Source organism: Gluconobacter aidae (genome assembly GCF_009547075.1).
GTDB lineage: Bacteria > Pseudomonadota > Alphaproteobacteria > Acetobacterales > Acetobacteraceae > Gluconobacter > Gluconobacter aidae.
Window position 1 is genome coordinate 1 of sequence record NZ_WIPH01000008.1, and the last position, 23,186, is coordinate 23,186.

Annotated in this window: 20 protein-coding genes and 1 riboswitch; of the genes, 10 read left to right on the forward strand and 10 right to left on the reverse strand. The window is 61.1% G+C overall.

The window, feature by feature from the left end:
* Positions 1–62 precede the first annotated feature (62 nt).
* On the forward strand, positions 63–2,003 hold the full coding sequence (locus GFJ39_RS05285) for a M61 family metallopeptidase (protein WP_153430368.1): 1,941 nt from the start codon (positions 63–65) through the stop codon (positions 2,001–2,003).
* A gap of 164 nt (positions 2,004–2,167) precedes the next feature.
* On the opposite strand, the gene GFJ39_RS05290 is transcribed toward GFJ39_RS05285, so the two are convergent.
* The 4 genes from GFJ39_RS05290 to GFJ39_RS05305 form a co-directional block, all read right to left on the reverse strand.
* Positions 2,168–3,688, reverse strand: coding sequence for an efflux transporter outer membrane subunit (locus tag GFJ39_RS05290; protein ID WP_228391806.1), 1,521 nt, complete (start codon positions 3,686–3,688; stop codon positions 2,168–2,170).
* A complete protein-coding gene (locus GFJ39_RS05295; RefSeq protein WP_153430369.1) occupies positions 3,685–6,795 on the reverse strand; it encodes an efflux RND transporter permease subunit in 3,111 nt (1,036 codons plus the stop codon). Before GFJ39_RS05295 ends, GFJ39_RS05290 begins: the two co-directional genes overlap by 4 nt.
* Before the next feature lie 18 nt (positions 6,796–6,813).
* The gene (locus GFJ39_RS05300; protein ID WP_153430370.1) at positions 6,814–7,950 is read right to left on the reverse strand and encodes an efflux RND transporter periplasmic adaptor subunit; all 1,137 of its coding nucleotides are present in this window, start codon (positions 7,948–7,950) and stop codon (positions 6,814–6,816) included.
* Positions 7,951–8,229: 279 nt separating this feature from the next.
* Positions 8,230–9,033 (reverse strand): OmpW/AlkL family protein, encoded by an 804-nt coding sequence (locus tag GFJ39_RS05305; protein ID WP_153430371.1) that lies wholly within the window; start codon positions 9,031–9,033, stop codon positions 8,230–8,232.
* A gap of 271 nt (positions 9,034–9,304) precedes the next feature.
* Here GFJ39_RS05305 and GFJ39_RS05310 point away from each other — a divergent pair, with 271 nt between their 5' ends.
* Positions 9,305–9,901: a Crp/Fnr family transcriptional regulator gene (locus GFJ39_RS05310; RefSeq protein WP_153430372.1), complete on the forward strand. Its 597-nt coding sequence runs from the start codon at positions 9,305–9,307 to the stop codon at positions 9,899–9,901.
* A 73-nt stretch (positions 9,902–9,974) separates the two neighbouring features.
* Positions 9,975–10,430: a hypothetical protein gene (locus tag GFJ39_RS05315; RefSeq protein ID WP_153430373.1), complete on the forward strand. Its 456-nt coding sequence runs from the start codon at positions 9,975–9,977 to the stop codon at positions 10,428–10,430.
* A 51-nt stretch (positions 10,431–10,481) separates the two neighbouring features.
* Here GFJ39_RS05315 and GFJ39_RS05320 read toward each other — a convergent pair whose 3' ends face one another.
* The gene (locus GFJ39_RS05320) at positions 10,482–11,921 is read right to left on the reverse strand and encodes a cryptochrome/photolyase family protein (protein WP_153430374.1); all 1,440 of its coding nucleotides are present in this window, start codon (positions 11,919–11,921) and stop codon (positions 10,482–10,484) included.
* Between the two features lie 199 nt (positions 11,922–12,120).
* On the opposite strand from GFJ39_RS05320, the gene GFJ39_RS05325 reads away from it, so the two are divergent.
* From GFJ39_RS05325 to GFJ39_RS05350, 6 genes are all read left to right on the forward strand, one after another.
* Entirely contained in the window at positions 12,121–12,312 is a 192-nt protein-coding gene (locus tag GFJ39_RS05325) for an entericidin A/B family lipoprotein (RefSeq protein ID WP_153430375.1), read from the forward strand.
* Positions 12,313–12,475: 163 nt separating this feature from the next.
* Positions 12,476–12,633, forward strand: a riboswitch (FMN riboswitch).
* 117 nt (positions 12,634–12,750) lie between these two features.
* On the forward strand, positions 12,751–13,800 hold the full coding sequence (gene ribD / locus GFJ39_RS05330; RefSeq protein ID WP_228391807.1) for a bifunctional diaminohydroxyphosphoribosylaminopyrimidine deaminase/5-amino-6-(5-phosphoribosylamino)uracil reductase RibD: 1,050 nt from the start codon (positions 12,751–12,753) through the stop codon (positions 13,798–13,800).
* Positions 13,782–14,420 (forward strand): riboflavin synthase, encoded by a 639-nt coding sequence (locus GFJ39_RS05335; RefSeq protein WP_153430376.1) that lies wholly within the window; start codon positions 13,782–13,784, stop codon positions 14,418–14,420. The genes ribD and GFJ39_RS05335 overlap by 19 nt, the downstream gene beginning before the upstream one ends.
* Positions 14,417–15,670, forward strand: coding sequence for a 3,4-dihydroxy-2-butanone-4-phosphate synthase (ribB, locus tag GFJ39_RS05340; RefSeq protein WP_153430377.1), 1,254 nt, complete (start codon positions 14,417–14,419; stop codon positions 15,668–15,670). Before GFJ39_RS05335 ends, ribB begins: the two co-directional genes overlap by 4 nt.
* A complete protein-coding gene (gene ribH, locus GFJ39_RS05345; protein ID WP_041111496.1) occupies positions 15,667–16,146 on the forward strand; it encodes a 6,7-dimethyl-8-ribityllumazine synthase in 480 nt (159 codons plus the stop codon). Before ribB ends, ribH begins: the two co-directional genes overlap by 4 nt.
* 266 nt (positions 16,147–16,412) lie before the next feature.
* The gene (locus tag GFJ39_RS05350; RefSeq protein ID WP_153430378.1) at positions 16,413–18,533 is read left to right on the forward strand and encodes a hypothetical protein; all 2,121 of its coding nucleotides are present in this window, start codon (positions 16,413–16,415) and stop codon (positions 18,531–18,533) included.
* Between the two features lie 13 nt (positions 18,534–18,546).
* Here the strand turns inward: GFJ39_RS05350 and pqqE are convergent, their stop codons facing one another.
* The 5 genes from pqqE to pqqA form a co-directional block, all read right to left on the reverse strand.
* Positions 18,547–19,617 carry a pyrroloquinoline quinone biosynthesis protein PqqE gene (gene pqqE, locus GFJ39_RS05355; RefSeq protein WP_153430379.1) on the reverse strand — a complete coding sequence of 357 codons (1,071 nt, stop codon included), beginning with the start codon at positions 19,615–19,617 and terminating at the stop codon, positions 18,547–18,549.
* Positions 19,614–19,904: a pyrroloquinoline quinone biosynthesis peptide chaperone PqqD gene (gene pqqD / locus GFJ39_RS05360; protein WP_153430380.1), complete on the reverse strand. Its 291-nt coding sequence runs from the start codon at positions 19,902–19,904 to the stop codon at positions 19,614–19,616. The genes pqqE and pqqD overlap by 4 nt, the downstream gene beginning before the upstream one ends.
* Positions 19,901–20,620 carry a pyrroloquinoline-quinone synthase PqqC gene (gene pqqC / locus GFJ39_RS05365; protein ID WP_153430381.1) on the reverse strand — a complete coding sequence of 240 codons (720 nt, stop codon included), beginning with the start codon at positions 20,618–20,620 and terminating at the stop codon, positions 19,901–19,903. Before pqqC ends, pqqD begins: the two co-directional genes overlap by 4 nt.
* Entirely contained in the window at positions 20,617–21,531 is a 915-nt protein-coding gene (pqqB, locus tag GFJ39_RS05370) for a pyrroloquinoline quinone biosynthesis protein PqqB (RefSeq protein WP_153430382.1), read from the reverse strand. Before pqqB ends, pqqC begins: the two co-directional genes overlap by 4 nt.
* A 115-nt stretch (positions 21,532–21,646) precedes the next feature.
* Complete coding sequence (gene pqqA / locus GFJ39_RS05375) at positions 21,647–21,727, reverse strand: pyrroloquinoline quinone precursor peptide PqqA (protein WP_010502998.1); 81 nt, start codon at positions 21,725–21,727, stop codon at positions 21,647–21,649.
* Positions 21,728–21,921: 194 nt separating this feature from the next.
* Between pqqA and GFJ39_RS05380 the strand changes: the two genes are divergently transcribed.
* The gene (locus GFJ39_RS05380) at positions 21,922–23,181 is read left to right on the forward strand and encodes an AI-2E family transporter (protein ID WP_153430383.1); all 1,260 of its coding nucleotides are present in this window, start codon (positions 21,922–21,924) and stop codon (positions 23,179–23,181) included.
* Positions 23,182–23,186 lie beyond the last annotated feature (5 nt).

Genomic DNA, 23,186 nt, shown 5'->3' on the forward strand with positions numbered 1-23,186 from the left:
TGTTAAGAGGGATCAAGCCCGTTAGGCGTGAAAGGATTTTATTCTGTTCATGGAATCTGTTCATGCCTCCTCTGCGCCTTCTGGCTGCCCTGACGGCTTTCAGCGGTCTGGTTTCTCCCGCACTTGCGCAGTCCCAGCCCATGCCGCTGCCCATGCCAGCCTCCATTCCCGAGCCGCAGGACCGGCCATTTCCCGGTAATCTGACGGTTTCGGTCGATGCGACGGATACCGTCCATCACGTGATGTCCATTCACGAGACGGTGCCGGTGCCGAAAGAGGCGCAGCAGAAGGGTGAGATGATCCTTCTGTACCCCATGTGGATCCCGGGCGATCATTCCCCGACCGGCGTACTCGAACAGCTCGCCAGCCTGCGTGTGCAGAGCGGCGGCCGGACGCTGGAATGGAAGCGTGACACCGTCAATGTGGCGGCATTCCACATTCCCGTTTCCACCAGCACCCCGACGCTGGATCTGCATTTCCAGCTTCTGACTCCGATTACGCCGGGTCAGGGGCGGATGGTCATGACGCCATCCATCGTCAACGTGCAGTGGGATCAGGTCTCCCTCTACCCGGCTGGCTATTTCACGCGCGGCATCACGGTCCAGCCGTCCGTGCGCGTGCCGCATGGCTGGCAGATCGGCTCCGCGCTGCGGGCCGGAGCCTATGGTGACGAGACGCATTTCAACGCCACGACCTACAACACGCTCGTCGACTCCCCGATCTATGCGGGGCGCTATTTCCGCAAGTTCGACCTGACCGGGCCCGATCACGTTCCGGTCTCGCTGGACGTGGTGGCGGATGATCCGGATTCGCTGGACGCCACTCCGCAGCAGATCGCGGCCCATCAGAACCTGGTCCGTCAGGCCACGGCGCTGTTCGCTTCGCATCACTACGATCATTACGACTTCCTGCTGGCCCTGACGGAAGAACTTGGCGGCATCGGTCTTGAACATCACCAGTCCAGCGAAAACAGCGCGGCTCCGGGCTATTTCACGGAATGGGACAAGACCTTCCCCACACGTGACCTGCTGGCGCATGAATACACCCATTCGTGGAACGGCAAGTACCGCCGCCCGGCCGACCTGTGGGCGCCGAACTTCAACACGGCGCAGCGCGGGTCCATGTTGTGGGTCTATGAGGGGCAGACACAGTACTGGGGCAATGTGCTGGCGGCGCGCTCAGGGCTCGTGACAAAGGATCAGGGTTTTGAAGCACTCGCCTATATGGCGGCCTCTTATGACAACCAGACGGGCCGTCAGTGGCGTCCGCTGGAAGACACGACGAACGATCCGGTGATTGCACAGCGCGCGCCGCTGTCATGGCGCGACTGGCAGCGTTCAGAGGACTATTACGTCGAAGGACAGCTCGTCTGGCTGGATGCGGATGCTCTGATCCGCAAACTCTCCAACGACCACAAGTCTCTGGATGATTTCGCCAAAGCCTTCTTCGGGACGAACAACGGCAGCTTCGTCGTCAGCCCCTATCAGTTCGACGATGTGGTCGCGACGCTCAACAGCGTGCAGCCTTATGACTGGGCCAAGTTCCTGCATGACCGTCTGGACACGATCCAGCCGCATGCCCCGCTCGATGGCCTGACCAATGGCGGATACAAGCTGGTCTACACGTCCAAGCCCACCTCCTTCATCAAGGCCAGCGAAGCCGCCCGCCATGCTACGGACCTGTCCTTCTCCCTCGGTCTGACCGTGAATGGCGCCGGACATGTGGGACGTGAGCACTGGATGAGCCCGGCCTTCAAGGCAGGCGTGGTTCCGGGGATGACGATCCTGGCCGTCAACGACATGAGCTTCACGCCGCAGCGTCTGCTCCATGCCGTCACGGACGCACAGAAGAACCCGAAGCAGGATATCCGTCTGATCGTGAAGTCCGGCGACCATGTCAGCACGGTCTCCATTCCCTATCACGACGGTCTGCGTTATCCGCATCTGGAGCGCATCGAAGGCACGCCGGATCGCCTGAGCGCGATTTACGCACCGCGTCCGTAAGAAGCGTATCGGGCTGATCTGATCCTGCGAAGGGTCAGGTCAGCCTGTCAGGGGCTCTGCCCCAGACCCCGCAAAGGGACACAGTCCCTTTGATCCCGATTCCTAATAAGCCGGTTTCCAAAGGCCCCCGGCCTTTGGCGGGTTTCAGGGCAGAGCCCTGAGTCTCACCAAGGCACCAGCGACTTCCCGAGCGCCTTCTGCGCCGCCGGTGTCATGCCCATGTCATTGCGGTTCCACCAGCCGCCACCCAGAGCCTGAAACAGCCCCACGCTGTCGGAGAAACGCGCGCCCTCGGCCTGCACATAGGCCAGACGGGCCTGCGCATTGGTCTGCTGGGCCTGAAGCAGGACCAGTTCGCTGACATCGCCAAGCCGAAGCTGCCCGTGGGCAATCTTCAGGCTCTGCGACGTTGCCTTCAGCGTATTCTCATTGGCCGTCAGGGCATCGGCATCGAAGGTCACGGCATGCAGACTGTCCGCCACGTCCTGAATCGCGGACAGGACCGTGGCCTTGTAGGTCTCGTTGGCCTGAAGCAGGTTGTCGCGCGCCTGACGCTCGGCATGCAGGAGCGAACCGCCCTGAAAGATGGGCTGCATGACGGTCGCGGCGATCGTCCAGTTACCGTAGCCGGGTTTAAAGAAGTCACTCATGACTCCGACAGCCTGTGCGGGTGTGGCGCTGAGCTGCACATTGGGCAGACGGTTGGCGATGGCCACGCCGATCTGCGCGCTGGCGGACTGGATCTGTGCCTGCGCGGCGCGGATGTCAGGCCGCTGGTTCAGCAGGTCCGAGGGCAGCGAGACGGGAAGCGTCTTCGGCAGGGTGAACTGCTCCAGCCGGAACTCCGGCAGCGGCGCATTGGGCGTCACGCCGACCAGCACGGCCATCTGGTCCCGCGTCTGGGCCAGTTGCAGATTCAGACCCGGCAGCGTCGCCTCAAGCAGGGCCACGGATGCCAGTTGCTGGGCCATGTCCTGGCGCGACGCATTGCCGAGACCCTGCTCGGCCGTCACGGTCTTCAGCACGGCGCGCTGGCTGCGGATGAGCTCGTTCGTTGCGTCGATCTCGGCGCGGATCGTGGCTTCCTCGATCGTCGCGTTCACGAGATCGGAAATCATGGTCAGCGCGGTGGCCTCAAGCTGGAACTTCTGTAGATCCGCCTGCGCCCCGGCTGCCTCGATCGCCCTGCGCGTGCCGCCCCACAGATCCGGCACATAACCGATATTCAACTGTGCTGTATGGACGTTATAGAGCCATGTGTTCGAGTTTGGGACCGGCGAATAAACGCGCGAGGTCTTGTTGCGCGTCGGGTTGAACGATGCGGAAAGCGTCGGATACAGCCCCGCCCCCTCGATCCGGCGCTGTTCCCAGGCGGATTTCAGCCCCTGCTGCATGGCACGCAGGGACTGGTTGTTCGCCAGCGCCTGATCGACGAGCGCATTCAGGGACGGATTGCCGAACACCGTCCACCACCGGCCCGGAATATCCAGACCCGCCCGGAACTGCTGCTGCACGGTCGCACCAACCACACCATGACCGGCCGTGGCTGTCAGGGGCGCGCCCTGATAGGCCATGTTCTTCGGCAGGTCCGGACGATGGAAATCCGGGCCGACCGCGCAGGCTGAAAGCGCGGTCAGGCCCAGCAGGACCGCAGCCCGGCGGAAAGAAACAGAGCGCAGCATCATGATCCGGCTCCGTCTGCGGCAGGTTTCGGACGCTTCTTCGCATCCCGGCGTTCAACCCACATTTCAAGCTCGCTGAAATAGACCGGCAGCGCGAACAGCGTCAGCAGCGTGGCAATGCCCAGACCGCCCACCACGACCGTCGCCAGACCGCGCTGCACGTCCGTGCCCACACCCGTGGCAAGGGCCGCGGGGAACATGCCTGCTGTTGCGACCGTGGCGGTCATCAGGACCGGGCGGAAGCGTTCGGCCGCACCGGAGATGGTCGCATCGCGCACGCCCAGACCTTCCACGCGATGACGGTTGATGCTGGCGATCATGATGATACCGTTCTGCACAGCCACCCCGAACAAGGCGATGAAGCCCACGGCGGTGGCGATGTTCAGCGTCTCGCCCCGGACATGCAGCGCGATCAGGCCACCCAGCGTCGCCAGCGGCACGACGCTGAGGATCAACAGGGCCTGACGGATCTTGCGGAACTCCGCGAACAGCAGCACCAGCATGACGGCGAACATCACGCCCAGCGCAATCATCAGGCGCTTTTGGGCCCGCTCTTCCTGCTGGAAAGAGCCGGCCCATTCGAGCGTGTATTTTTCCTTGTCGTAGTGCAGCTGCTGATCGATGCGACCCTGCGCATCTGCCAGATACTGCGAGAGCGGTCGTTTGCCGTTATCCACACGGATGGTGATCTGGCGATGGCTCATTTCATGGGCAATGTTGCTTTCACCCATATGCAGCCCGACATGCGCGACCTGTGACAGCGGGATATAGGCCCCTTCCGCATCCAGAAGCGGAATCTGCGACAGGGCCTGCATGTCCTGCAAATCCTTGCGGCGGATATGCAGCGTCGCATTGTAGAAGCGATCATCTACATAGACGGTCGTGATGGGAGCATCGCCGATGGCATTCGATACCACGTCGGAAATATCCGAGATGTTGATACCATACCGGGCCGCAGCCAAACGGTCGGCCACTACGTCGATCTGTGGGATGCGCGGCTCCTGAAAGATCGACGCTTCGGCCGTCCCCGGAACCTGATGGAGAATGTCCACGATCTGTTGGCCGATACGGCGCAGTTCCTGGAAATCATTGCCATAGACGCGCAGGACGAGCGGACTGTGCGCACCGCCGACCAGATCGCTCATATTGTCCTGGATCGGCTGGCTGATGCCGAAATCGATTCCCGGAATTTTGGACAGACGGGCGCGCAGACGCTCGACGAACTGCGATTTTGTCTCGCCGGACGGCCACTGGTCATACGGCTTGAGCCCGACCGGCATTTCGATATGAGACGGCGTCCAGGGATCAGTACCGTCATCAGAGCGGCCAAGCTGAGTAATAGCGTAGGACGTCTCGGGGAACTCGCGGATCGCATGCCGTAGTTCGTTGGCAATGGATTCGCCCTTTTCCAGCGAAATACCCGTCGGCATCTGGACCTGAAGCCAGAGCGACCCCTCGTCCAGATCGGGCAGGAATTCACGTCCGATCGTCGCGCCCAGGATCACGACCGCGACCATGGCGGCAGCACCGGCACCATAGGCGATCAGTGGACGGTCGATGAAATGGCCGAGCCAGTGCGTATAACGCGCATGCAGCCATTCCAGCGGTCGATTGTGCCAGATGTGTCTGGGCTTGTGCAGAGCCAAATAGGTCAGGGACGGAATGAGCGTCAGGGCGCAGAGCAACGCACCCAGCAGCGCGAAGCTGACGGTATAGGCCATCGGACGAAACAGCTTGCCCTCACTGCCCTCGAAGGCAAAGAGCGGACTGTAGGCCACGATGATGACGAGCGTGGACGAGAAGATCGCCCGCCCCGCGCGCTGCGCGACCGGCAGGACCTCGGCCGGAACAAGTGCCTCGGTCGGGCGCTCCTCGCGGATGCGGAGGATCGTCTCGGTGATGACGATGGCGCCGTCCACGATCACGCCGAAATCGATAGCACCGAGCGAAAACAGGTTCGCCGACATCCCGAAGCTGTGCATCAGCACGAACACGACCGACAGCGCCAGCGGGATGGTCACGGCCGTGACGATAGCGCTGCGGGGGCTGCCGAGGAACAGGGTCAGGATCACGCCGACGAGGGCGATGCCCTCGATCATCGTTTCCGTGACCTTGTGGGTCGTGGACAGGACAAGATGGTCACGGTCCATATACGGCACGATACGGACATGACTTGGCGCGAGCTGCTGCTGGAGCTTCGCCACCGTGCTGTGAAGGCCGTCGAGCACGAGCGAGGGGTTTTCCCCGCTCAGCATTGTCACAACGCCTTCAATGGCGTCGGGGTTCTTGTCCTTGCCAAGGATGCCCTGCCGCACCTGATGCCCGAACTGGACCTGTCCCAGATCCCTGACAAAGACCGGTACGCCCCCATGGCTGGCGACGACGACGTTGCCCATATCGTCCAGCGTATGGATCATGCCGATCCCGCGGATGATGTAGGACTGTTCACCCCGGCTGACGCGACCGCCGCCGGCATTGACGTTACTGTTGCGGATGGCCGTCAGAACGTCTTCGAGGCCGACGTGGTAGCGCATCAGGGAGGCGGAATCGAGAACGAGCTGGTATTCGCGTGTCAGGCCACCAAAATTGTTCACACTGACAACGCCGGGCACATGCTGGATCGCCGGGATGACGGTCCAGCGCTGGAGATCGGACAGTTCCAGCAGATTCTTGTCGTCGGATTCCAGCGTGTAGCGGTAGATCTCGCCGCTTGGGCCGGAAATCGGGCCGAGTGACGGCATGGCGCCATTGCTCAGCGGGTTGTTGGCAAGCTGCGTTTCAACAAGCTGGCGGGCCGCGTAGACATTCGTGCCCTCACGGAAGATCAGTGTGATCAGCGACAGACCGAAAGTACTGGTGGAGCGGCTGTCCGTCACACCCGGAACGCTGGCCAGTGTCCGCTCGAGCGGGATCGTGACCTGCTGCTCCATTTCCTCGGCGGCCAGACCCTCCTGCTGCGTCATGATCGACACACTGACCGCGCCCAGATCCGGATAGGCCTCGACCGGCAGGATTTTCCAGGAAAATCCGCCAAGAAGGGCAAGGATCAAGGCGGAAAAGAAAACAATGTTCCGGTGATTGAAGCACCAGGAGATGAAACGTTCGATCATCAGCTCAGGGCCACCGGATCAGTCATCATTCAGAAGAATGGCACCGCTCGTCACGACGCGTTCACCAGCGGAAAGCCCCTTGAGCACACGGACACTATCACCTTCATCATAGCTGATGACGATGTCACGCCGCTGGAATGTCCGCGGGGCGACCTCGATGAAAACGGAGACCTGATCGTTGTTCATGAGAAGAGCAGACTTGGGAATGATGATCTCATTGCCTTGGGGAACATTCAGCGTCGCATCCACGAACATGCCGGGACGCAGGGCGCCGTCCGTGTTCGGACAGGCGACATAAGCATTGACGCGGCGCGTATCGGCATGAAGCGCGGGATCGAAGCTGACGACACGGCTGGAGCAGATCCGCCCCGGGAATTCATCGAAGCTGACCGAGAGCACATTGCCGTCGCTGATCTGCGCCAGACTGTCCTGCGGGATGGCGGCTGCAATCCAAACTTCCGACAGGTCCAGAACCGTCATCTGGACCGCGGTCGGGTCGGTGATGTTCTCGCCCGGCGCCATGGTCGTCATGGACACCACACCATCCATCGGCGAGACAAGCGGTGCCTGTCCCTGGGCTGAATAGCCCGGACGCGCGCCAAGAACCTGGAGCCTGCGCCGCGTCCGCTCGGCTTCCGCCTGAGCCTGCGCCAGATCGTTGCGGGCGGATTCAATATCCTTGACGGCATTGCCGCCGATCGCCTGAACACCCTGGGCGCGGGCATAGGCCCGGCGGGCGAAATCGAGAGCCGCGCGGGCACGGGTATCGTCAGCCCAGGCCTGATCCAGATCGCCGGCAGCAATCGTGGCGAGGACCTGTCCACGCTTGACCCGCTGGCCAAGGTGGACCGAAACACCCGTGATCCGCCCGGTGACGGGCGCGTAGACATTCACCTGCCGGTCGGGTTCCGTCATGACCTGTGCGGGGAGCACGAGGCCATGACCGCGAGAAACGCTGGCAACCTCCTGGACGATCAGGCGTTTCTCAAGCGGGCTGCCTTCGCGCACGACAAGACGGCCCTGCGACTGCGTCACCATGGGGGACTCGACCGCTGCAACGGGTGAATGCGGGGTTCGGAACCGCAGGACGACGACGAGAAGAATGGCCAAGCATAGCAGGCCTATGGCCAGCGCGCCGACGCGTGAAACGCGCATGCTGATAGAAAACCCCGTAGTTCTGTTAGGTACAGACATCCCGTTTCGTCCGAAACGTATGGAAAATGCTATATCCGCCATCAATCGGACGTTTGAATGGCAGACGGTCTTACCATGCCCGTGGCAGGATGCCAGATGTCCCATAAGGAAACGAAGGGACTTTTGCACTTCCTGAGTAAGCGCGTTGCAAAAGTTTTATGAGATTGCCACAAAAATGAAAAAAAGCAGCCCTTCCAGGGAAGGGCCGCTTTTCTCAAGATCCGGATCCTGATCGGAAAATCAGAAACGGTATTCGATACCCGCGCCGACGACGGTCGGGTCGAGGGAATCATGCGCCGTGATTTTCGTCGTCTCGGCATTGTTCTGCGCCCATGCATGGACACGCATGAACATCTGTTTCACGTCGAAGTTGAAGAACCAGTTGCCGACGACCTGATAGTCAAAACCGACATTGACGGACGGACCACCGGTCACGCCGATGTTCACCTTCTGGGTCAGGCCGTTATTGGCCGGAGAGATGTTGTGGAACCATGCCAGCGTCGCACCGACACCAACATACGGGTTGAAGCGCTTGTGCGGGCGGAAGTGCCAGGCGAACGTGACCGTCGGCGGCAGGACCCAGGCGCTGCCGACATCGACCTTGCCCAGACCCGGAACGCCTTCAGCGGCGATCTCGTGACGGGTGCTGGCGGCGATCAGGTCAACCGACAGGTTGTCCGTGAAGAAATATTCGAACGTCAGTTCCGGCATGACCTGACGCGTCGTCTTCACGCGGCCACCAAGATGGGCGCCGTTCAGGGACAGGCTGCTGTCACGGTCTTCCGGCAGGACGCCGAGAGCGGACAGACGGACAATGAAGTCGCCCTTGCCGAGTCCGATGCGGGTGTTGGCGCAGGTCTGGAACAGGCCGCAGCGACCCGAAGCCGGCGCATGGATGTTCACGGAAGGCACCGGAGCCGCCGTCATGGGCGCGCTGACCATGACCTGCGGCGCGGCAGGAGCGGCGGCGGGGGCTGTCTGGGCAAACGCCGGAGTGGCAACGGCACCGACTGCGGCAGCCAGCGCGAAAGCGTTAAATTTCATATGGATGTTCCATCAACATTTGTTGAGCCTCACAAAGCACTCCTCCCCCCCCATCACCTTGACCTGAATCAAGTCTGGTAAATTATGTGGTAGTGTGGCTGAAAGTCTTCAGGCTGAGATCAGCATAACGCAAACGGGGTTCATCATGTCAGCGTCACATAATCCAGAGGATGTCCATGATCGATGCGCCCATTGCGTGGGGCGGCGTCTGAGTATCTGTAGCAGCATTGACGACTGTGACCTGGCCATCCTTGCCAATGAATCTTCCCGCATGACAGTCGCGGACGGCCGTTCCTTTATCGAGGAAGGCGCGCCAGCCAATGATTTCTTTGTCGTGACCGGCGGGCGGGTCAAGCTCTTCACCCTTCTTCCGGATGGCCGGCGTCAGATCACCGGCTTTGCGGAAGGCGGGGACTTCCTGGGACTTGCCGCCTCCACCAGCTATGCCTTCGGCGCCGAAGCGCTTGGCGGTGCAACACTCTGCCGCTTCCCCCATGCCGGCATGCAGCGCCTGACCGAACGCTTCCCCAGCCTCGAACACCGCTTGCGCGAGGAAGCCTCCCGCGAGCTGGCCCTGATGCAGGCTCGCATGACGCTTCTGGGACGCAAGACAGCCCGCGAGCGCGTAGCGACCTTCCTGATCGAACGCTGCTCCCGTCTGGACAGGGCAGGCCCGTCCCACCCGGTCGAACTCGATCTGCCGATGCCCCGAACCGATATCGCGGATTATCTCGGACTCACTATCGAGACAGTCAGCCGGATCCTCAGCGCATTCAAAAAAGAGAAACTCATCAATATCAGAAGCATCACCCATATCACGTTACTGACTCCCGAGCGGATATCGATGATCGCCGAAGGCATGGAATAGCCATTTTCGAAAAAGGCCACATTCCCGCCATCAGGGCGTGCTCTGTTTTACTGTTCCGTTTACAGGAGATTTTATGAATTTCACTCTCTTTTCCCGTTCGTTGCTTGCCACGGGACTGATTGCCAGCGCGGTTTCCCTTGCGCCGCAGGCCCATGCGGCGGACAGCACGACTTCGAGCACATGCCAGCAGACCGGCCAGAATGATCTCATTGGTCGTCTGGCACAGCGGGAAGACTGCCTCAACAGCAGGGTCCAGAACTACCAGAAGCAGTCACAGGAAGCACAGGCCGCCCGTGAGAAGCGGATTCAGGACCTGAAGGACAAATATACGAATGCCCCTGCGAACGAGAAGGCCCGTCTCCAGAAGCAGATCAGCAGTGAGCAGAGCAAACTGACGGATCTGCGCGATCAGCAGAGCCAGCGCCTTCAGCAGTTGAAGAACGCTCCCAAGGAGCAGCGCGACCGCCTTAACAATCTGGGGGCCAAAACCCGTGGCGATGTCAGCAATTTCCTGAATGGCGGCCTCTGAACTCCTCTGCCGCCCCGCTCTGGCGGGGCGGATTTTCAGGCTTTCAGGGGGTCATAATCTCCTGAAAGCCTGAAGAGCCCGATCCCGTCCTTCTTTCAGGTCGATGATCGGATACGGATAGGTTTTGCCAAGCCGGACGTGACCTTTCCGCAGATCCTCTTCATTCGCGGCCCATGGCTCGAACAGGGCGCGGCCTGAAAGCCCACGCAGTTCCGGCACCCACTGACGGATGTAATCGCCATCCGGATCGAATTTTTCCGCCTGTCTGGTCGGGTTGAAAATCCTGAAAAAAGGCGTGGCTTCGATGCCCGTTCCAGCAACCCATTGCCAGTTCATGGCATTGTTGGCGAAATCCGCGTCCACCAGCGTATCACGGAACCAGGCGTCTCCCTTTTTCCAGTCCATCAGAAGGTGCTTCGTCAGGAAAGACCCGACAATCATGCGCGCCCGGTTGTGCATCCAGCCTGTCTGCCAGAGCTGGCGCATCGCCGCGTCCACGATTGGCACGCCTGTCCGGCCCTGCTGCCATGCCTTGAGATCCGCAGCACTGCTCCGCCATTTCAGTCCTGAGAACTTCGGATTGAGGTTTTCGAACGGAAGCTTCGAGAAATGATACAGGGTGTAGCGTGCAAACTCCCGCCATCCGAGTTCCGACAGGAAGATCCTCGGGCCTTCCGCATGGGCGCCATGTTTCTGAAGGGCCGCCCAGACCTGCCGGGGCGAGACTGCTCCCGAGGCGAGATAGGGCGACAGGCGGGATGTTCCCTCCTCCGCCACCTGGTCACGCCCCCCAGGATAACGGGAAACGGACTGTCTGAGGAAATCCTCAAGATGTTCCTGCGCTTCAGCCTCCCCCGGCTCCCATGTTTTTCTGAAACCCGCCGCCCAGTCCGGAGCATGGGGGCAGAGATCATCCTCTTTCAGTCTTGCGTCGGGCAGGGTGGAGGAGGGAACAGCATGAAAGGACAGACGGACGGGCGCCTCAAGCGGTTCTGGAACGATATGCGTCTGGAGCGCCTTCCAGAACGATCCGCAGATCCTGTAAAACCCATCCTGTTTCGTCCGCACGGCTTCGGGATCCACCAGAACCGTGCCCCAGTGAGGACCAACCTCGCATCCCTGCTGTTCCAGCGTTTTCCGGATACGCTCGTCCTGCGCCCGTTCCTTCTCGTGCAGTCGATGATGCCAGTAAACCGAGGTTGCGCCCGTCAGCGTCGTGAGTTGAGGAAGCAGCTTTTCGGCGGACCCCGAAAGTGTCAGCAGCGTTCCACCCTGTTTCTTCAGGTTCCGTCGCAGATCGGCCAGCGCCCCATGCAGCCACCAGCGGGCGGCGGCTCCCAGAGGATGAAGGGCTGGTGTAATGTCATCAAGGATATAGAGGCAGATCAGCGGCTGGTCTGAAGCCGCCGCTTCATGCAGGGCAGGATGGTCTGCCATGCGCAGATCGTCTCGAAACCAGACGATGGCAGGGCGGTTGCAGGAACTGGACATGGATCCTCACAGCAGGGGAAAACATTTCATAAAGCGCGTGACGGCGCAGGTCGTTCAGAATGAGTCCCATCAGAACGGCATCAAGTCATTTCCCCGGTCTGAACGGCTCATTACCTGAAAAAAATTTCTCTTCCTGTTGTGAACCATTGTCATCGGATGTCGTTTACAAGGCAAAACGCTCTTTAGAGGATTTTTACCTATGTCCACCAAATCCATCACACGCATTGCCCTGTCTCTGGCTCTTCTGTCCGGTGCCGGTGTTTCGCTCTCGGCCTGCAATACCGTTCATGGCGCCGGTCAGGACGTGAGTTCGGTCGGGCATGATGTTTCCCGCGGTGCCGATGCCACGCAGAACGCCATTCAGCGTAACACCCCGGCTTCCAGGAACTGAGCCTCTCCTCCGGGCTATCGGGTCTATCGGGCAGGCCGCCAGATCTTCGGATCTGGCGGTTTTTTCGTATCTACCCGGCAGACCGGATCTGTCCTCACTGGAATGCGAATGCATTTTTGCTTGTCATTCACCGCAGGACAGTCCCATAGTTTCCTTTGAACAAAGACGTTCTCAGGGCGGGGTGAAATTCCCCACCGGCGGTATTGGCGGTTTTCTCCGCCTCAGCCCGCGAGCGCCTTCCGGATTTCGGTCCGGAAGGGACAAGCAGATCCGGTGAGACTCCGGAGCCGACGGTTAGAGTCCGGATGGAAGAGAACGCAGCACTTGTCCGGTCACGGGCAGGTCAGGGCGCGTGTTGTCCTGCCTGTTTCCCGTACCGGCTGAGGGCGGCGTGCGCCTTGCGGGCGTCCCGACTGTAACGGGACCAGAAGACGCAACTTGGCTGACCAGACTACTCTTTCCGACACAGTTTCGCTGACCGCGATCCGCCATGGCTTTCGTTCGGCCATCGCACAGGCTGTCGACACTTTCGGCGCTACGGCCCCCAACCCGTCTGTGGGCTGCGCGCTGCTGGATGCGGAGGGCCGTATCCTCACGGTCGGCGTGCATCCTCGCGCGGGGCAGCCCCATGCCGAAGCCATGGCTCTGGCTCAAGCCAAGACGGCAGGCGTGCTGGATCAGGCGCGCGTGGCCCTCGTCACGCTGGAGCCCTGCAACCACACCGGGCGCACGCCGCCGTGCAGCGAGGCTCTACGCAGCAGCCCGGTCCGCGAAGTCTGGATCGGTGCGGCCGATCCGAACCCGCAGGCCACGGGTGGTGCGGCACGACTGCGCGAAATGCCGGGCGGCAAGCGCTTGGTCATGCTGGCTGATCGGCCGGACATGGCCGGTCTGGAGCGGGACTGCCGCGCCCTTCTGGCCCCTTTCGCAAGCCGCGTCGTCCGGCACCGCCCCTGGATCAGCGTCAAACAGGCGCTGGACGAACAGGGCTCCATGGTGCCGCCGCCGGGACAGAAAACCTTCACATCCCCGAACTCGCTCACCCTCGCGCATCGTCTGCGCCGGGCGACGGATGCGATCATCACCGGCGTCGGCACCGTTCTGGCGGACCGGCCGCGCTTCACGGTCCGCCATGTCGCGGACCATGAGGACCGTTCGCCGCGCCTGCTCGTCGTCTGTGACCGTCACGGCCGCCTTCCGGCAGACTGGGCTGCCGGGATGACGCAGGCCGGGTTCGAAGTTCTCACCAGTTCCGATCTGCTCTCCGTCCCCGCCATGCTGGCGAAGCGGGGCGTGAACTGGGCGATGATCGAAGCCGGCCCGGCCCTGCTGGCATCCGTGGCCGAAGCCGGGCTGTGGGACGACTGGCTCACCATTCACAAAACCCCGGGCCACAACATTGCGGGCGCTGACCGCATCGACCTGAAATCGCGGGACGAGAGCCCGCTGCGACTGCTGAGGGAAAACGCATGTTCTCTGGAATCATAGAGCGTCTGGGAACCGTCCGCTCCGCGTCCGTCCGTGACAGAGCGATGGACCTGACCGTGGAGACAGGCTTTCCAGATCTGGAACTCGGCGAGAGCGTGGCGGTCAACGGCGTGTGTCTGACGGTCGAGACCTTCGATGCGGCAGGTGTGGCGACGTTTCATCTCAGCGGCGAGACGCTGTCCCGCACGCCGCTGGATCAACTCAGGGCCGGATCACGCGTCAATCTGGAACGCGCCGTCGCCGCCAGCACGCGCCTTTCGGGCCATATCGTTCAGGGCCATGTGGATGGCGTGGCGACCCTCGCCAGCGTTGAAAAAGCGGGCGATTCCTATGCCCTGCACGTGTTCGTCCCACAGGTGCTGCGCCAGTATGTCGTGGAAAAGGGCTCCATCACCTTCGACGGCATCAGCCTGACGGTGAACGATCTGCATGATGACATCACGCGCGGCAGTCAGGCTGGTTTCGAAGTCGGCCTGACGATCATCCCGCACACCTGGGAACACACCAACCTCTCCACACTGTCGGTCGGGGACCGGATGGATGTGGAGGTCGATGTGCTGTCCAAATATGTTGAGAACCTGCTGCGGTTCTCCCCCAGCCTTGGAAAGGTGGCCTCATGAAGCCGTCCCTGAAAGCAGCCATCGAGGCCATCCGCGCCGGCGGGATGGTCGTCATGGTCGATGACGAAAACCGGGAGAACGAGGGCGATCTGGTCATGGCGGCGCAGTTCGCCACGCCGGAAGCCATCAATTTCATGGTCCGCGAGGCGCGCGGGCTGGTCTGCCTGCCGCTGGAAGCCGAACAGGTGGACCGCCTTGGCCTGCCGCCCATGGTCACGCGCAACCGCGACCCGCGCGGCACGGCCTTCACGGTTTCGATCGAAGCGGCAACAGGTGTGACGACCGGCATTTCCGCCGCCGACCGCGCCCGCACGATCGTCGTTGCCGCCAATCCGGCCGCCATGCCGGAGGACGTCGTCTCGCCCGGCCACATCTTCCCACTTCGCGCCCATCCGGAAGGCGTGCTGGGCCGCAACGGCCATACGGAGGGCTCCATCGATATCGCGCGTCTGGCCGGGCTGGAACCGGCTGGCGTGATCTGCGAGATCATGGCCGATGACGGCAGCATGATGCGCCTGCCGGAACTTCGGAAATATGCGGCAAAGCACAACATGCCCGTAGTCAGCATCGCAGACCTTCAGGAGTGGTGCCGCGAGCATGGCCGTGGCCCCGTCGTAGGCCATGACCTGATCTGCACGCCCGTCCCTGCGGCTGGCGAGATGGTAGCCGAATCCGCCCTTCCTAGTATCTTTGGGGGTCATGACCTGAGGATTCATGCTTTCCGCGCCGTCGATGGCGTGGAGCATGTCGCGCTGGTGAAGGGCGATCCGTCCAAAGGCGTGCCGCTGGTGCGTCTGCATTCGGAATGTGTGACGGGCGATGCGCTAGGCTCCCTGCGCTGCGACTGCGGCGCGCAGCTCCGCGAGGCGCTGGAGCGCATTTCGGCGTCGGAGTCCGGCGTGCTGGTCTATCTGCGCGGCCATGAAGGACGTGGGATCGGACTGGCCAACAAGATCCGCGCCTACGAGCTTCAGGATCATGGCATGGACACGGTGGAGGCCAACGAGGCCCTCGGCCTGCCCGCCGATGCCCGCGAATGGGATGCGGCGGCCGATCTTCTGCGGCATCTGGGGGTGAGTTCGCTCCGCCTTCTGACGAACAATCCGGACAAGGAATCCAACCTCGTCCGCTTCGGCTTTGACGTAAAATCCAGCGAGCGGCTGGAAATCGAGGCCAATCCTTTCAACCGCGCCTATCTTGCGACCAAACGCACACGGATGGGCCATTTCCTTCAGGAACAACCGGCATGAGCAAGCACATCCCCGTAGCCCCCGACCTGCGTCTCTCGCCTGCGCCGAAAATGGCCATCGTGGTCAGCCGCTTCAACACGAACATCACGGGCGGCCTGAAGAACGGTTCGCTCGAATGGCTGGAAGAACGGGGCATCACGGATGTGGACGTCTATGATGCGCCCGGCGCTTTCGAACTGCCGCTTCTGGCGCAGCGTCTGGCGAAGTCGGGCAAGTATGAAGGCGTGATCTGTCTGGGTTGCGTCATCAAGGGTGACACCGCGCATTTCGAGTTCATCTCGCTGGGCGCGACCATCGGCATCATGCAGGCCCAACTTGCGACCGAAGTGCCGATCGCCTTCGGAATCCTCACGACCTACACCGAGCAGCAAGCCGTGGACCGCTCCCGCAAGGATGCCGAGAACAAAGGCCGCGAAGCAGCAGCTGCCTGCGTTGAAAGCGTGGCCTTCCTGCGGAACGTTCCCGGCCAGCCCTGAACGGAGTGTGCTCCCGACGGTCGCGGTCTGTTTTCCGCGACTGTTCGGGACTCTTCTTCTGGACAGACACTGCGATGACGAAGCAGACGACAGGCTGAATATTCCGTCAGACTTGCAATCGAACGCAATTTTTGATACATTTACCCAATGTAGAAGGGTCTTCAAGTCATCCCTTCACGACATTCCTGAAAATATATCAGATATTCCTTCCCGATGCCATCGGGCCAAGGTCGTTTACATTTTCTTCCTGAAAATCGAGGAATTTAATGTTGAAGAAATTAATTTTCTTTTGCGCATTGCTGTCCAGTCCGGCCCTGGCATCGGACGTAATCCCACAGACCTATCGCGCTACCGACAACCAGTACCATACCGTTAATATTACTTCGACTCTTGATGCGACAGGAAAGCCGGTCGTAGGAGCCTATCAGGATCTGACCGGACAGTGGCATGCCACGACGGTCTCCGTTCAGACCTGCGGACTTGATGCAGACAACCATCCCCTCCCCTGCACGGCCACCGCAACTGACAGCACCCTTGAGAGCTATCTCCAGAAATCCGCCATCAGCGTAGCCAATGGCGTTGCCGGACTCGACTCATGGGGAGATGTCACCAGCCCTCTGACATCAGGAGCCGACTGGCTGGGCGCCTGGCAGAAAAATGTCCAGTCAGTCGATGCCTATGCTCAGGGCTACGAAAGCGCGCTTTTCGGCGGACAGGTGAAGACCGGCGAAAATAACGGCACCTATATGCCCCGCTCCCTTCTGGTCCAGAGCGATCCTTACGGTCCCTATTCAACCGGATGTGGCGTGGGTGTGGCCATGACCGGATCTGTCTATAACTCGCAGTATCCGATTTCCGAGCAGGACCCCCGCGTGGGGGCGGCCGCCGTGGTCGGCGTTGGCGGCTATGACACCGTTGCGAACTGTATTCTCGTCAGCAACATGCCAGCACGCCTCATCCTGACGGCAACAGGCTATACGGCAGCCTCCGTGCAGCTTGCGACGCCACTGACTGCGGCTCAGGCCGCACAGATCCACCCCAATATGTACATCACGACGAACAGCCCCAATCCGGCCCTGACGCCAACAGCGACGGCAGGACAGCTTTCTCCGAAAAATCTCTATGCGGGGTTTGTAAGCGCGCAGCCGGCGACCGGTGCCACATCAATCAGCGTCTACGCCTGGGACGTTCCCGGAATCGGGACCAAGGCCAGTGGCCAGATTCCCCAGACAGAAACGCTTGATACCGTCTGGAGTGCGCGCTCAGCCCCGACGGTCTTTCTCGGTGGAGGTGCTGCGGGAAGTGCTTTTGGAAACAACCTGTTCTTCAGCCTCAATGCGGCCGATCTGACGCCCTCCACGACAAACCAGTCCCTGATTCATCAGATCACACCTACTGAAATCGATCTGGACATCATCAACGGAACGGCTCCAGCCAATTCCATCGACTGGCAGGGCATCAGCATGAACGCGGGCAATCAGCCTGCGGCCCTGACAACCGACAGTCGCCAGATCTTTCTGGGCGGCAACATCAATCACCACCTTCAGTTCGATGGTGGAAGCGGAAACTGGCTGATCGACGGCGACAATATTTCTGTCCCTTCCACGAAAAATCAGTCCATCTCATCCACGAACACGGCCCAGATCTATCAGGAATGGGACCAGTGGGTCAGTTCCGCCAACAAGATGCGCTTCCTTTTGTGGAACGCCTTCGGCAACCCGTCCGCTACTGCGGGCTGGCAGCAGAGCGTTGTACATCTGGGGCCTTCCGTGGACGGAGATCCTCAGGTGGCAGGAGATCCGGGAGGCTCCAAACAGGCCGACCTGGAATGGAATGTCGCAGGCAATTACGGCAGCCTGTCAATCTGCGGGTACGCGTCCGCCTGTGGCTTCCGGGTTAATGGCAACGGATCCGTCGCCATCTCCAACGGTCTGGATGTGGCTTCCGACAGCTACCTTGAAAACGGCCATACCTTCTACATCAAGGCGGCTACCCTCTCGAATAATCTCCAGGCCGGATGGTGCGCTCCCGGAAGTTACATGATGGCCCTGTGTACAAATGTCGGGGCCGGGGTAGCGTTGGCCGCATCCGGCGACCTGGAAAGCTCCGGAGGTTCCAGCAGCAGCAATTTCAGCACGACAGGGAATCTCTCGGGGCTGCACGCGGACGGGCACGGAAACTGGAACACGACGACGGACACTGCTGATGGTGGCGCGTTCCGTCAGGCGTCATATACCCTGGCATCCCTGCCCACCGCCAACGAGACGGATGGCAATCACCTGTGGTGCTCGGACTGCAAACTGAACAGCATCACAGGCGTCGAAGTCTACTGGCACGCTTCAGCAGCAAAATGGACTGACAGCCAGAACAATACTCTCGCAAACTGACCCGTTCCGCCAGTCAGAAACGCCGGTACAGAAGTTCCGGCTTTTCCGACAGTCCGGTCGCAACCCCTTCTACAATGTCGTGAAATGGCGACAGGCTACAGACCGGATCGGCATTTGCCGCATTTCCCGTAAGCGCAAGTGCCTGGCAGCGGCATCCACCCCAGTCCTTTTCCTTGCGTTCGCACGACCGACAGGGCTCGGGCATCCAGTTCGTCCCGCGGAACATGTTGAACAGGGGCGAGCAGTTCCAGATCTCGGACAGGCTCGCATCCCGCACGTTGGGGAATGCGACATCCGGGATGGTTTCAGCCGCATGGCAGGGCAGTACCCGTCCCGAAGGCGTGACATTCACGAAACGCTGGCCCCAGCCCCCCATGCAGGGTTTGGGCCGGTCCGCATGATAGTCCGGTGTGACATAATCGATGGACAGGTCCCCCTTCGCGCGCTCCGCTTCCACGGCGCGCGTCGATTCTTCCAGCTGTTCCCGGCTGGGGAGAAGCGCATCGCGGTTTTTCAGCCCCCAGCCATAATACTGGGTATGCGCGATCTCCACCCGCCCCGCCCCGAGTTCCCGCGCAAGAGTGAACATCTCGGGGATACGGGCGATATTTTCCCTGTGAACGACAAAATTGAGCGTCATCGGAATGCCGGAGGCGCGAATGAGGCGCGCAGCCTCGATCTTGCGGGCCTGCGCGCTCCTGAGCCCGCCAATACGCTCGGCGCCTGCTTCGGTCACGTCCTGGAAGGAGAGCTGGATGTGATCCAGCCCCGCCCTGTCCAGGGCCTCCAGTTTCGGTTCATCCAGCAGCACCCCGGACGTAATCAGATTGGAATAGAGGTTCAGTCTGCGCGCGACAGAAACCAGTTCGACCATATCAGGCCGGGCCATGGGCTCGCCACCGGAGAAATGAACCTGCAGGACGCCAAGTTCAGCCGCCTGCTCCAGTACGGAACGCCAGTCGGCAGTGTCCAGCTCCGCGGTTTTTCGCTCGAGTTCAAGCGGATTGGAGCAGTAGGGGCAGGCGAGTGGGCATCGATGCGTCAGTTCAGCCAGAAGGCTCATCGGCGGCGAAGGCAATGTCATGTGTGCAGGACGTTCTTTTCTGTCAGTTCAGAAAGAAGCGCGAGGACATCCTTCGCAATGACCTCACGCGGGGCGGAAAACTCTAGTGCAAGCTGCTGGATGATGTCGCCGACGCTGCGCTTCCCATCCAGCAGCCGCAGAATATGCGGCGCGGCGCCCTCAATCACAAATGCTTTTTCAGGCGCCTGCACAATCCACAGGTCCCGAACGCGATCGTGCTGGAGCCGGTAGCCGCGGGCAAAGGAGAGAACCGTCTCCTCCGTTACGGTATGGGGGGCTTCCGTCATGGAACGAAAGCGCCTGGCGGAATATGGCCTTCCACATAGGCGTAGTCGAGCGCATCCAGCATCGTCCACAGGACGGAGCACTTGAACTCGAGCGCCCCCAAAACCTCTTTCTGCCGCTCGGGCGTACGGGCGTTTTCGCGCACATAGGCCAGCGCGAAATCGGAATCCCGGGGGGCCTGCGTCAGGCGGGGCGTAAAATAGGCCAGCGTTTTTTCCGACACGAAGTCGTAGTGTCGCAGCATGCCCGACACACGCTCGCTGATGATCGTCGGCGAGAACAGTTCCGTCAGCGATGACGCAATGGCCGCCAGAATCGACTGGTCCCGCACGAAGTTCACATAGGCATCGACTGAAAAGCGTGTGGCCGGGAGCAGGCCGTCAAGACTTTCCACATAGTCCCGATCCAGCCCCAGACCATCCGTCAGCATCAGCCAGCGCGCGACACCGCCCGTCCCGGGTTCCGTGCCGTCATGATCTTCGATCCGGCGACGCCATTCGCGGCGCAGTTCGGCCGTCGGAAGGCGTGCGAGAAGTGTCGCATCCTTGGCCGGGATGCGGGCCTGATAATAATAGCGGTTCAGCGCCCAGGCCTGAACCTGAGCCTTGTCGAGCCTGCCGTCATGCAGCTTGCGATGGAACGGGTGCCGGTTGTGATACCGCTCAGCCCCGATCTGGCGAAGCTGTGCTTCAAGCTGGTCAGGTGTGAGGAGCGTCATGGTGTGTCCAGTCTGAAAGTCATGCCGTCTTCCGCAACCGTCCATCCGGCGCGTTCGACGTCTTTGCGTTCGGGGCTGTCTTCGAACAGAATTGGGTTGGAGTTGTTGATATGAATCAAGACCTTGCGAGGTTTTTCGCATGTCGTGAAACATTCGACCGGCCCGCCGGCATCATTCACGGACACATGCCCCATCCGCTGTCCGCTCTTCGGGCTCAGCCCGGCGCGGATCATCTCGTCATCCCGCCATAGCGTTCCATCAAAGAAGACGAGATCGGCGGCGGCCACCCGTTCGACGATCTCCGGCGTGATCTGCGCGCAGCCGGGAATGAAGAGCAGTGTCCTGCGACCATCCGTAATGGACAGGCCCAGAGTCTCGTCCGGGCGTGAGCCGGAGGCTTCGGCGTAGAGGGGAGCCTTGCCCGGAACGGCGAACGCGGTAAGCAAAAGCCCGGACGGAATCCCGTCCTTGTTCATCAGGGACGTGGCTTCATCGAGAATGAGCGGGACACGCGGCACGATGTCGGGATCGAGTGCGCCGAAAATCGGATTTTCCGCGAGTTGCTGAAGGGTCGATTCGCTCCCCATCAGCGTGAAAGGCTCACGCTCACGCAAGGTCAGAAGCCCGGTTATGGCATCGATCTCGCCACAGGTCAGGACAACGCCCTGAATGGGCGTGCCACGCAGGCTGCCCTGATGATGCAGGGCTGGCGTATCGATGATCTGCTGGCGCAGATCAGGCGAGGCGTTGAGAATGAACCAGCGCTTTCCGTCGGCGCTGACGGCGATGGAGGCCTGGGTCCGGGCTTTCGCGCCCTGTCGCGTGCGGGCGGCCACACAGCCGGGCGCCGCGGAGTTCCACTGCGGAAAACCGCCCCCTGCCGCCGCGCCGAGCACGATGACATCAATCATTTTATCACAAACCGTCTGGCTGGGGCACCACAGGGCACCCATGAACGAAAACGGCCGCTCCATGGGGGAGCGGCCGTGCCATTATTCCTCAAGGACGGGTCCCTGGGAAAGCAGCTTATTTCTTCTCGCCGCAGACATACGAGTTGATTTCTGCGCCCAGCGGGATTTCGGTAACTTTCGGTGTGTTCCAGGCCATGATTTTTCTCCTTGGTCTCCGATAACCAGCGAACGCAACAGACAATAATCCAGTCGCATCCGCAGGCGCACCTCATGATTTAGTGACCGGATGGCACTGGAGTTCAAGGGGGTTTTTGGGCAGAACACGCAACTGTGTCCTTTCGCGGATCGTTTTGGTCCGCATGCTCCGTCTCCGTTGCAGGCAAAAAAAACATGTCCGGCCGTCCCACCGCGTCTTCCGCCGACCCTGCCTGTAGCGACAGCCCTTCCGCCTCCGGAACACCGGGAGAAAGACTGTTGCCAGACGGTGATTTTCCGGACCCGACCCTCGACCGGAATCTCCTGCGCGAACACCTGAACATCCGCGATATGTGCGTGCTGATCCTGACGATTCTGGCCGTATTCTATTCGCTGTATTTCACCGCGCCCATCCTGCTGCCTTTCGTCTTCGCGCTCGTCCTGAACCTGCTCATGATCGCACCCATGCGATTTCTGACACAGCGCCTGCACCTGCCCCGACATCTGGCGGCCCTCATGCTGATCGTCATGATGTTCGGAATCGTGGGCGGAATCGCCACGACCATTTCCGTCCCGGCCGCCGGCTGGATCACGCGCGCGCCACAGACGCTCCCTGCCCTTCAAAGCAAGCTGGCCCTGCTCAGAGGGCCGATCGACGTGGCCCAGCGCGACTATATGCGCCTTTCCGCCATGTTCAGCGGCCATTCGGGCAGCACGCACACCACGCACGGTGTGGGCGGGACGATCGGGGGAGAAACGGCCCTTTCCCGCCTCGGCTCCTCCGTCCTGGCCGGAACGCGCGAACTGGCGGGCGGCTTTTTCTCGATGCTGCTGATGCTGTTCTTCCTCATGACGGAAGGCGACACGCTTCTGCGCCGCTGCGTCGAGATCATGCCGACCTACGCCAAGAAGCGCCGCCTCGTGGAGATGGCCACCCAGATCGAGCAGAACGTCTCGCTCTATCTCGTGACGATCACGATGATGAATCTGGGTGTGGGGCTGGTGAACATGATCCAGTGCTGGGCCACCGGCATGCCCAACCCGCTTCTGTGGGGCGTGCTGGCCTTCCTGCTGAACTACATTCCCATTATCGGGCCGCTGACGGGTGTGGTGGTCTATTTCGTGGTTGGCCTGTTCAGCTTTCCGTCCTTACTTTACGCGCTCCTGCCGCCGTCGATCTATCTGCTGATCCATGTGCTGGAAGGCGAAACCATCACGCCCATGCTGCTGGCCCGGCGCTTCACCCTCAATCCCGTTTTCGTCATGGGATCGCTGCTGTTCTGGGACTGGATGTGGGGCATTTCGGGCGCGTTCCTGTCCGTGCCGATGCTCGCGGTCTTCAAGATCGTCTGTGACCATATCGAAGTGCTGGCGCCGCTCGGCCATGTTCTGGGTGGCCCGACGCGCAGGACGATCAGCAGTGCCATCGTCGCGCAGCTTCAGTCCGAGCCTTGAGGATC

Bases quoted from the DNA above. Each gene is read 5' to 3' on its own strand.
- GFJ39_RS05310 (WP_153430372.1), top strand. From the start codon at position 9,305: ATGACAGTCGCGGACGGCCGTTCCTTTATCGAGGAAGGCGCGCCAGCC.
- pqqB (WP_153430382.1), bottom strand. From the start codon at position 21,531: ATGATTGATGTCATCGTGCTCGGCGCGGCGGCAGGGGGCGGTTTTCCG.
- ribB (WP_153430377.1), top strand. From the start codon at position 14,417: ATGAAGCCGTCCCTGAAAGCAGCCATCGAGGCCATCCGCGCCGGCGGG.
- GFJ39_RS05315 (WP_153430373.1), top strand. From the start codon at position 9,975: ATGAATTTCACTCTCTTTTCCCGTTCGTTGCTTGCCACGGGACTGATT.
- ribH (WP_041111496.1), top strand. From the start codon at position 15,667: ATGAGCAAGCACATCCCCGTAGCCCCCGACCTGCGTCTCTCGCCTGCG.
- GFJ39_RS05335 (WP_153430376.1), top strand. From the start codon at position 13,782: ATGTTCTCTGGAATCATAGAGCGTCTGGGAACCGTCCGCTCCGCGTCC.
- GFJ39_RS05290 (WP_228391806.1), bottom strand. From the start codon at position 3,688: ATGATGCTGCGCTCTGTTTCTTTCCGCCGGGCTGCGGTCCTGCTGGGC.
- GFJ39_RS05305 (WP_153430371.1), bottom strand. From the start codon at position 9,033: ATGAAATTTAACGCTTTCGCGCTGGCTGCCGCAGTCGGTGCCGTTGCC.
- pqqE (WP_153430379.1), bottom strand. From the start codon at position 19,617: ATGACATTGCCTTCGCCGCCGATGAGCCTTCTGGCTGAACTGACGCAT.
- GFJ39_RS05285 (WP_153430368.1), top strand. From the start codon at position 63: ATGCCTCCTCTGCGCCTTCTGGCTGCCCTGACGGCTTTCAGCGGTCTG.
- pqqC (WP_153430381.1), bottom strand. From the start codon at position 20,620: ATGACGCTCCTCACACCTGACCAGCTTGAAGCACAGCTTCGCCAGATC.
- GFJ39_RS05320 (WP_153430374.1), bottom strand. From the start codon at position 11,921: ATGTCCAGTTCCTGCAACCGCCCTGCCATCGTCTGGTTTCGAGACGAT.
- pqqA (WP_010502998.1), bottom strand. From the start codon at position 21,727: ATGGCCTGGAACACACCGAAAGTTACCGAAATCCCGCTGGGCGCAGAA.
- GFJ39_RS05295 (WP_153430369.1), bottom strand. From the start codon at position 6,795: ATGATCGAACGTTTCATCTCCTGGTGCTTCAATCACCGGAACATTGTT.
- GFJ39_RS05380 (WP_153430383.1), top strand. From the start codon at position 21,922: ATGTCCGGCCGTCCCACCGCGTCTTCCGCCGACCCTGCCTGTAGCGAC.
- GFJ39_RS05300 (WP_153430370.1), bottom strand. From the start codon at position 7,950: ATGCGCGTTTCACGCGTCGGCGCGCTGGCCATAGGCCTGCTATGCTTG.
- GFJ39_RS05325 (WP_153430375.1), top strand. From the start codon at position 12,121: ATGTCCACCAAATCCATCACACGCATTGCCCTGTCTCTGGCTCTTCTG.
- GFJ39_RS05350 (WP_153430378.1), top strand. From the start codon at position 16,413: ATGTTGAAGAAATTAATTTTCTTTTGCGCATTGCTGTCCAGTCCGGCC.
- pqqD (WP_153430380.1), bottom strand. From the start codon at position 19,904: ATGACGGAAGCCCCCCATACCGTAACGGAGGAGACGGTTCTCTCCTTT.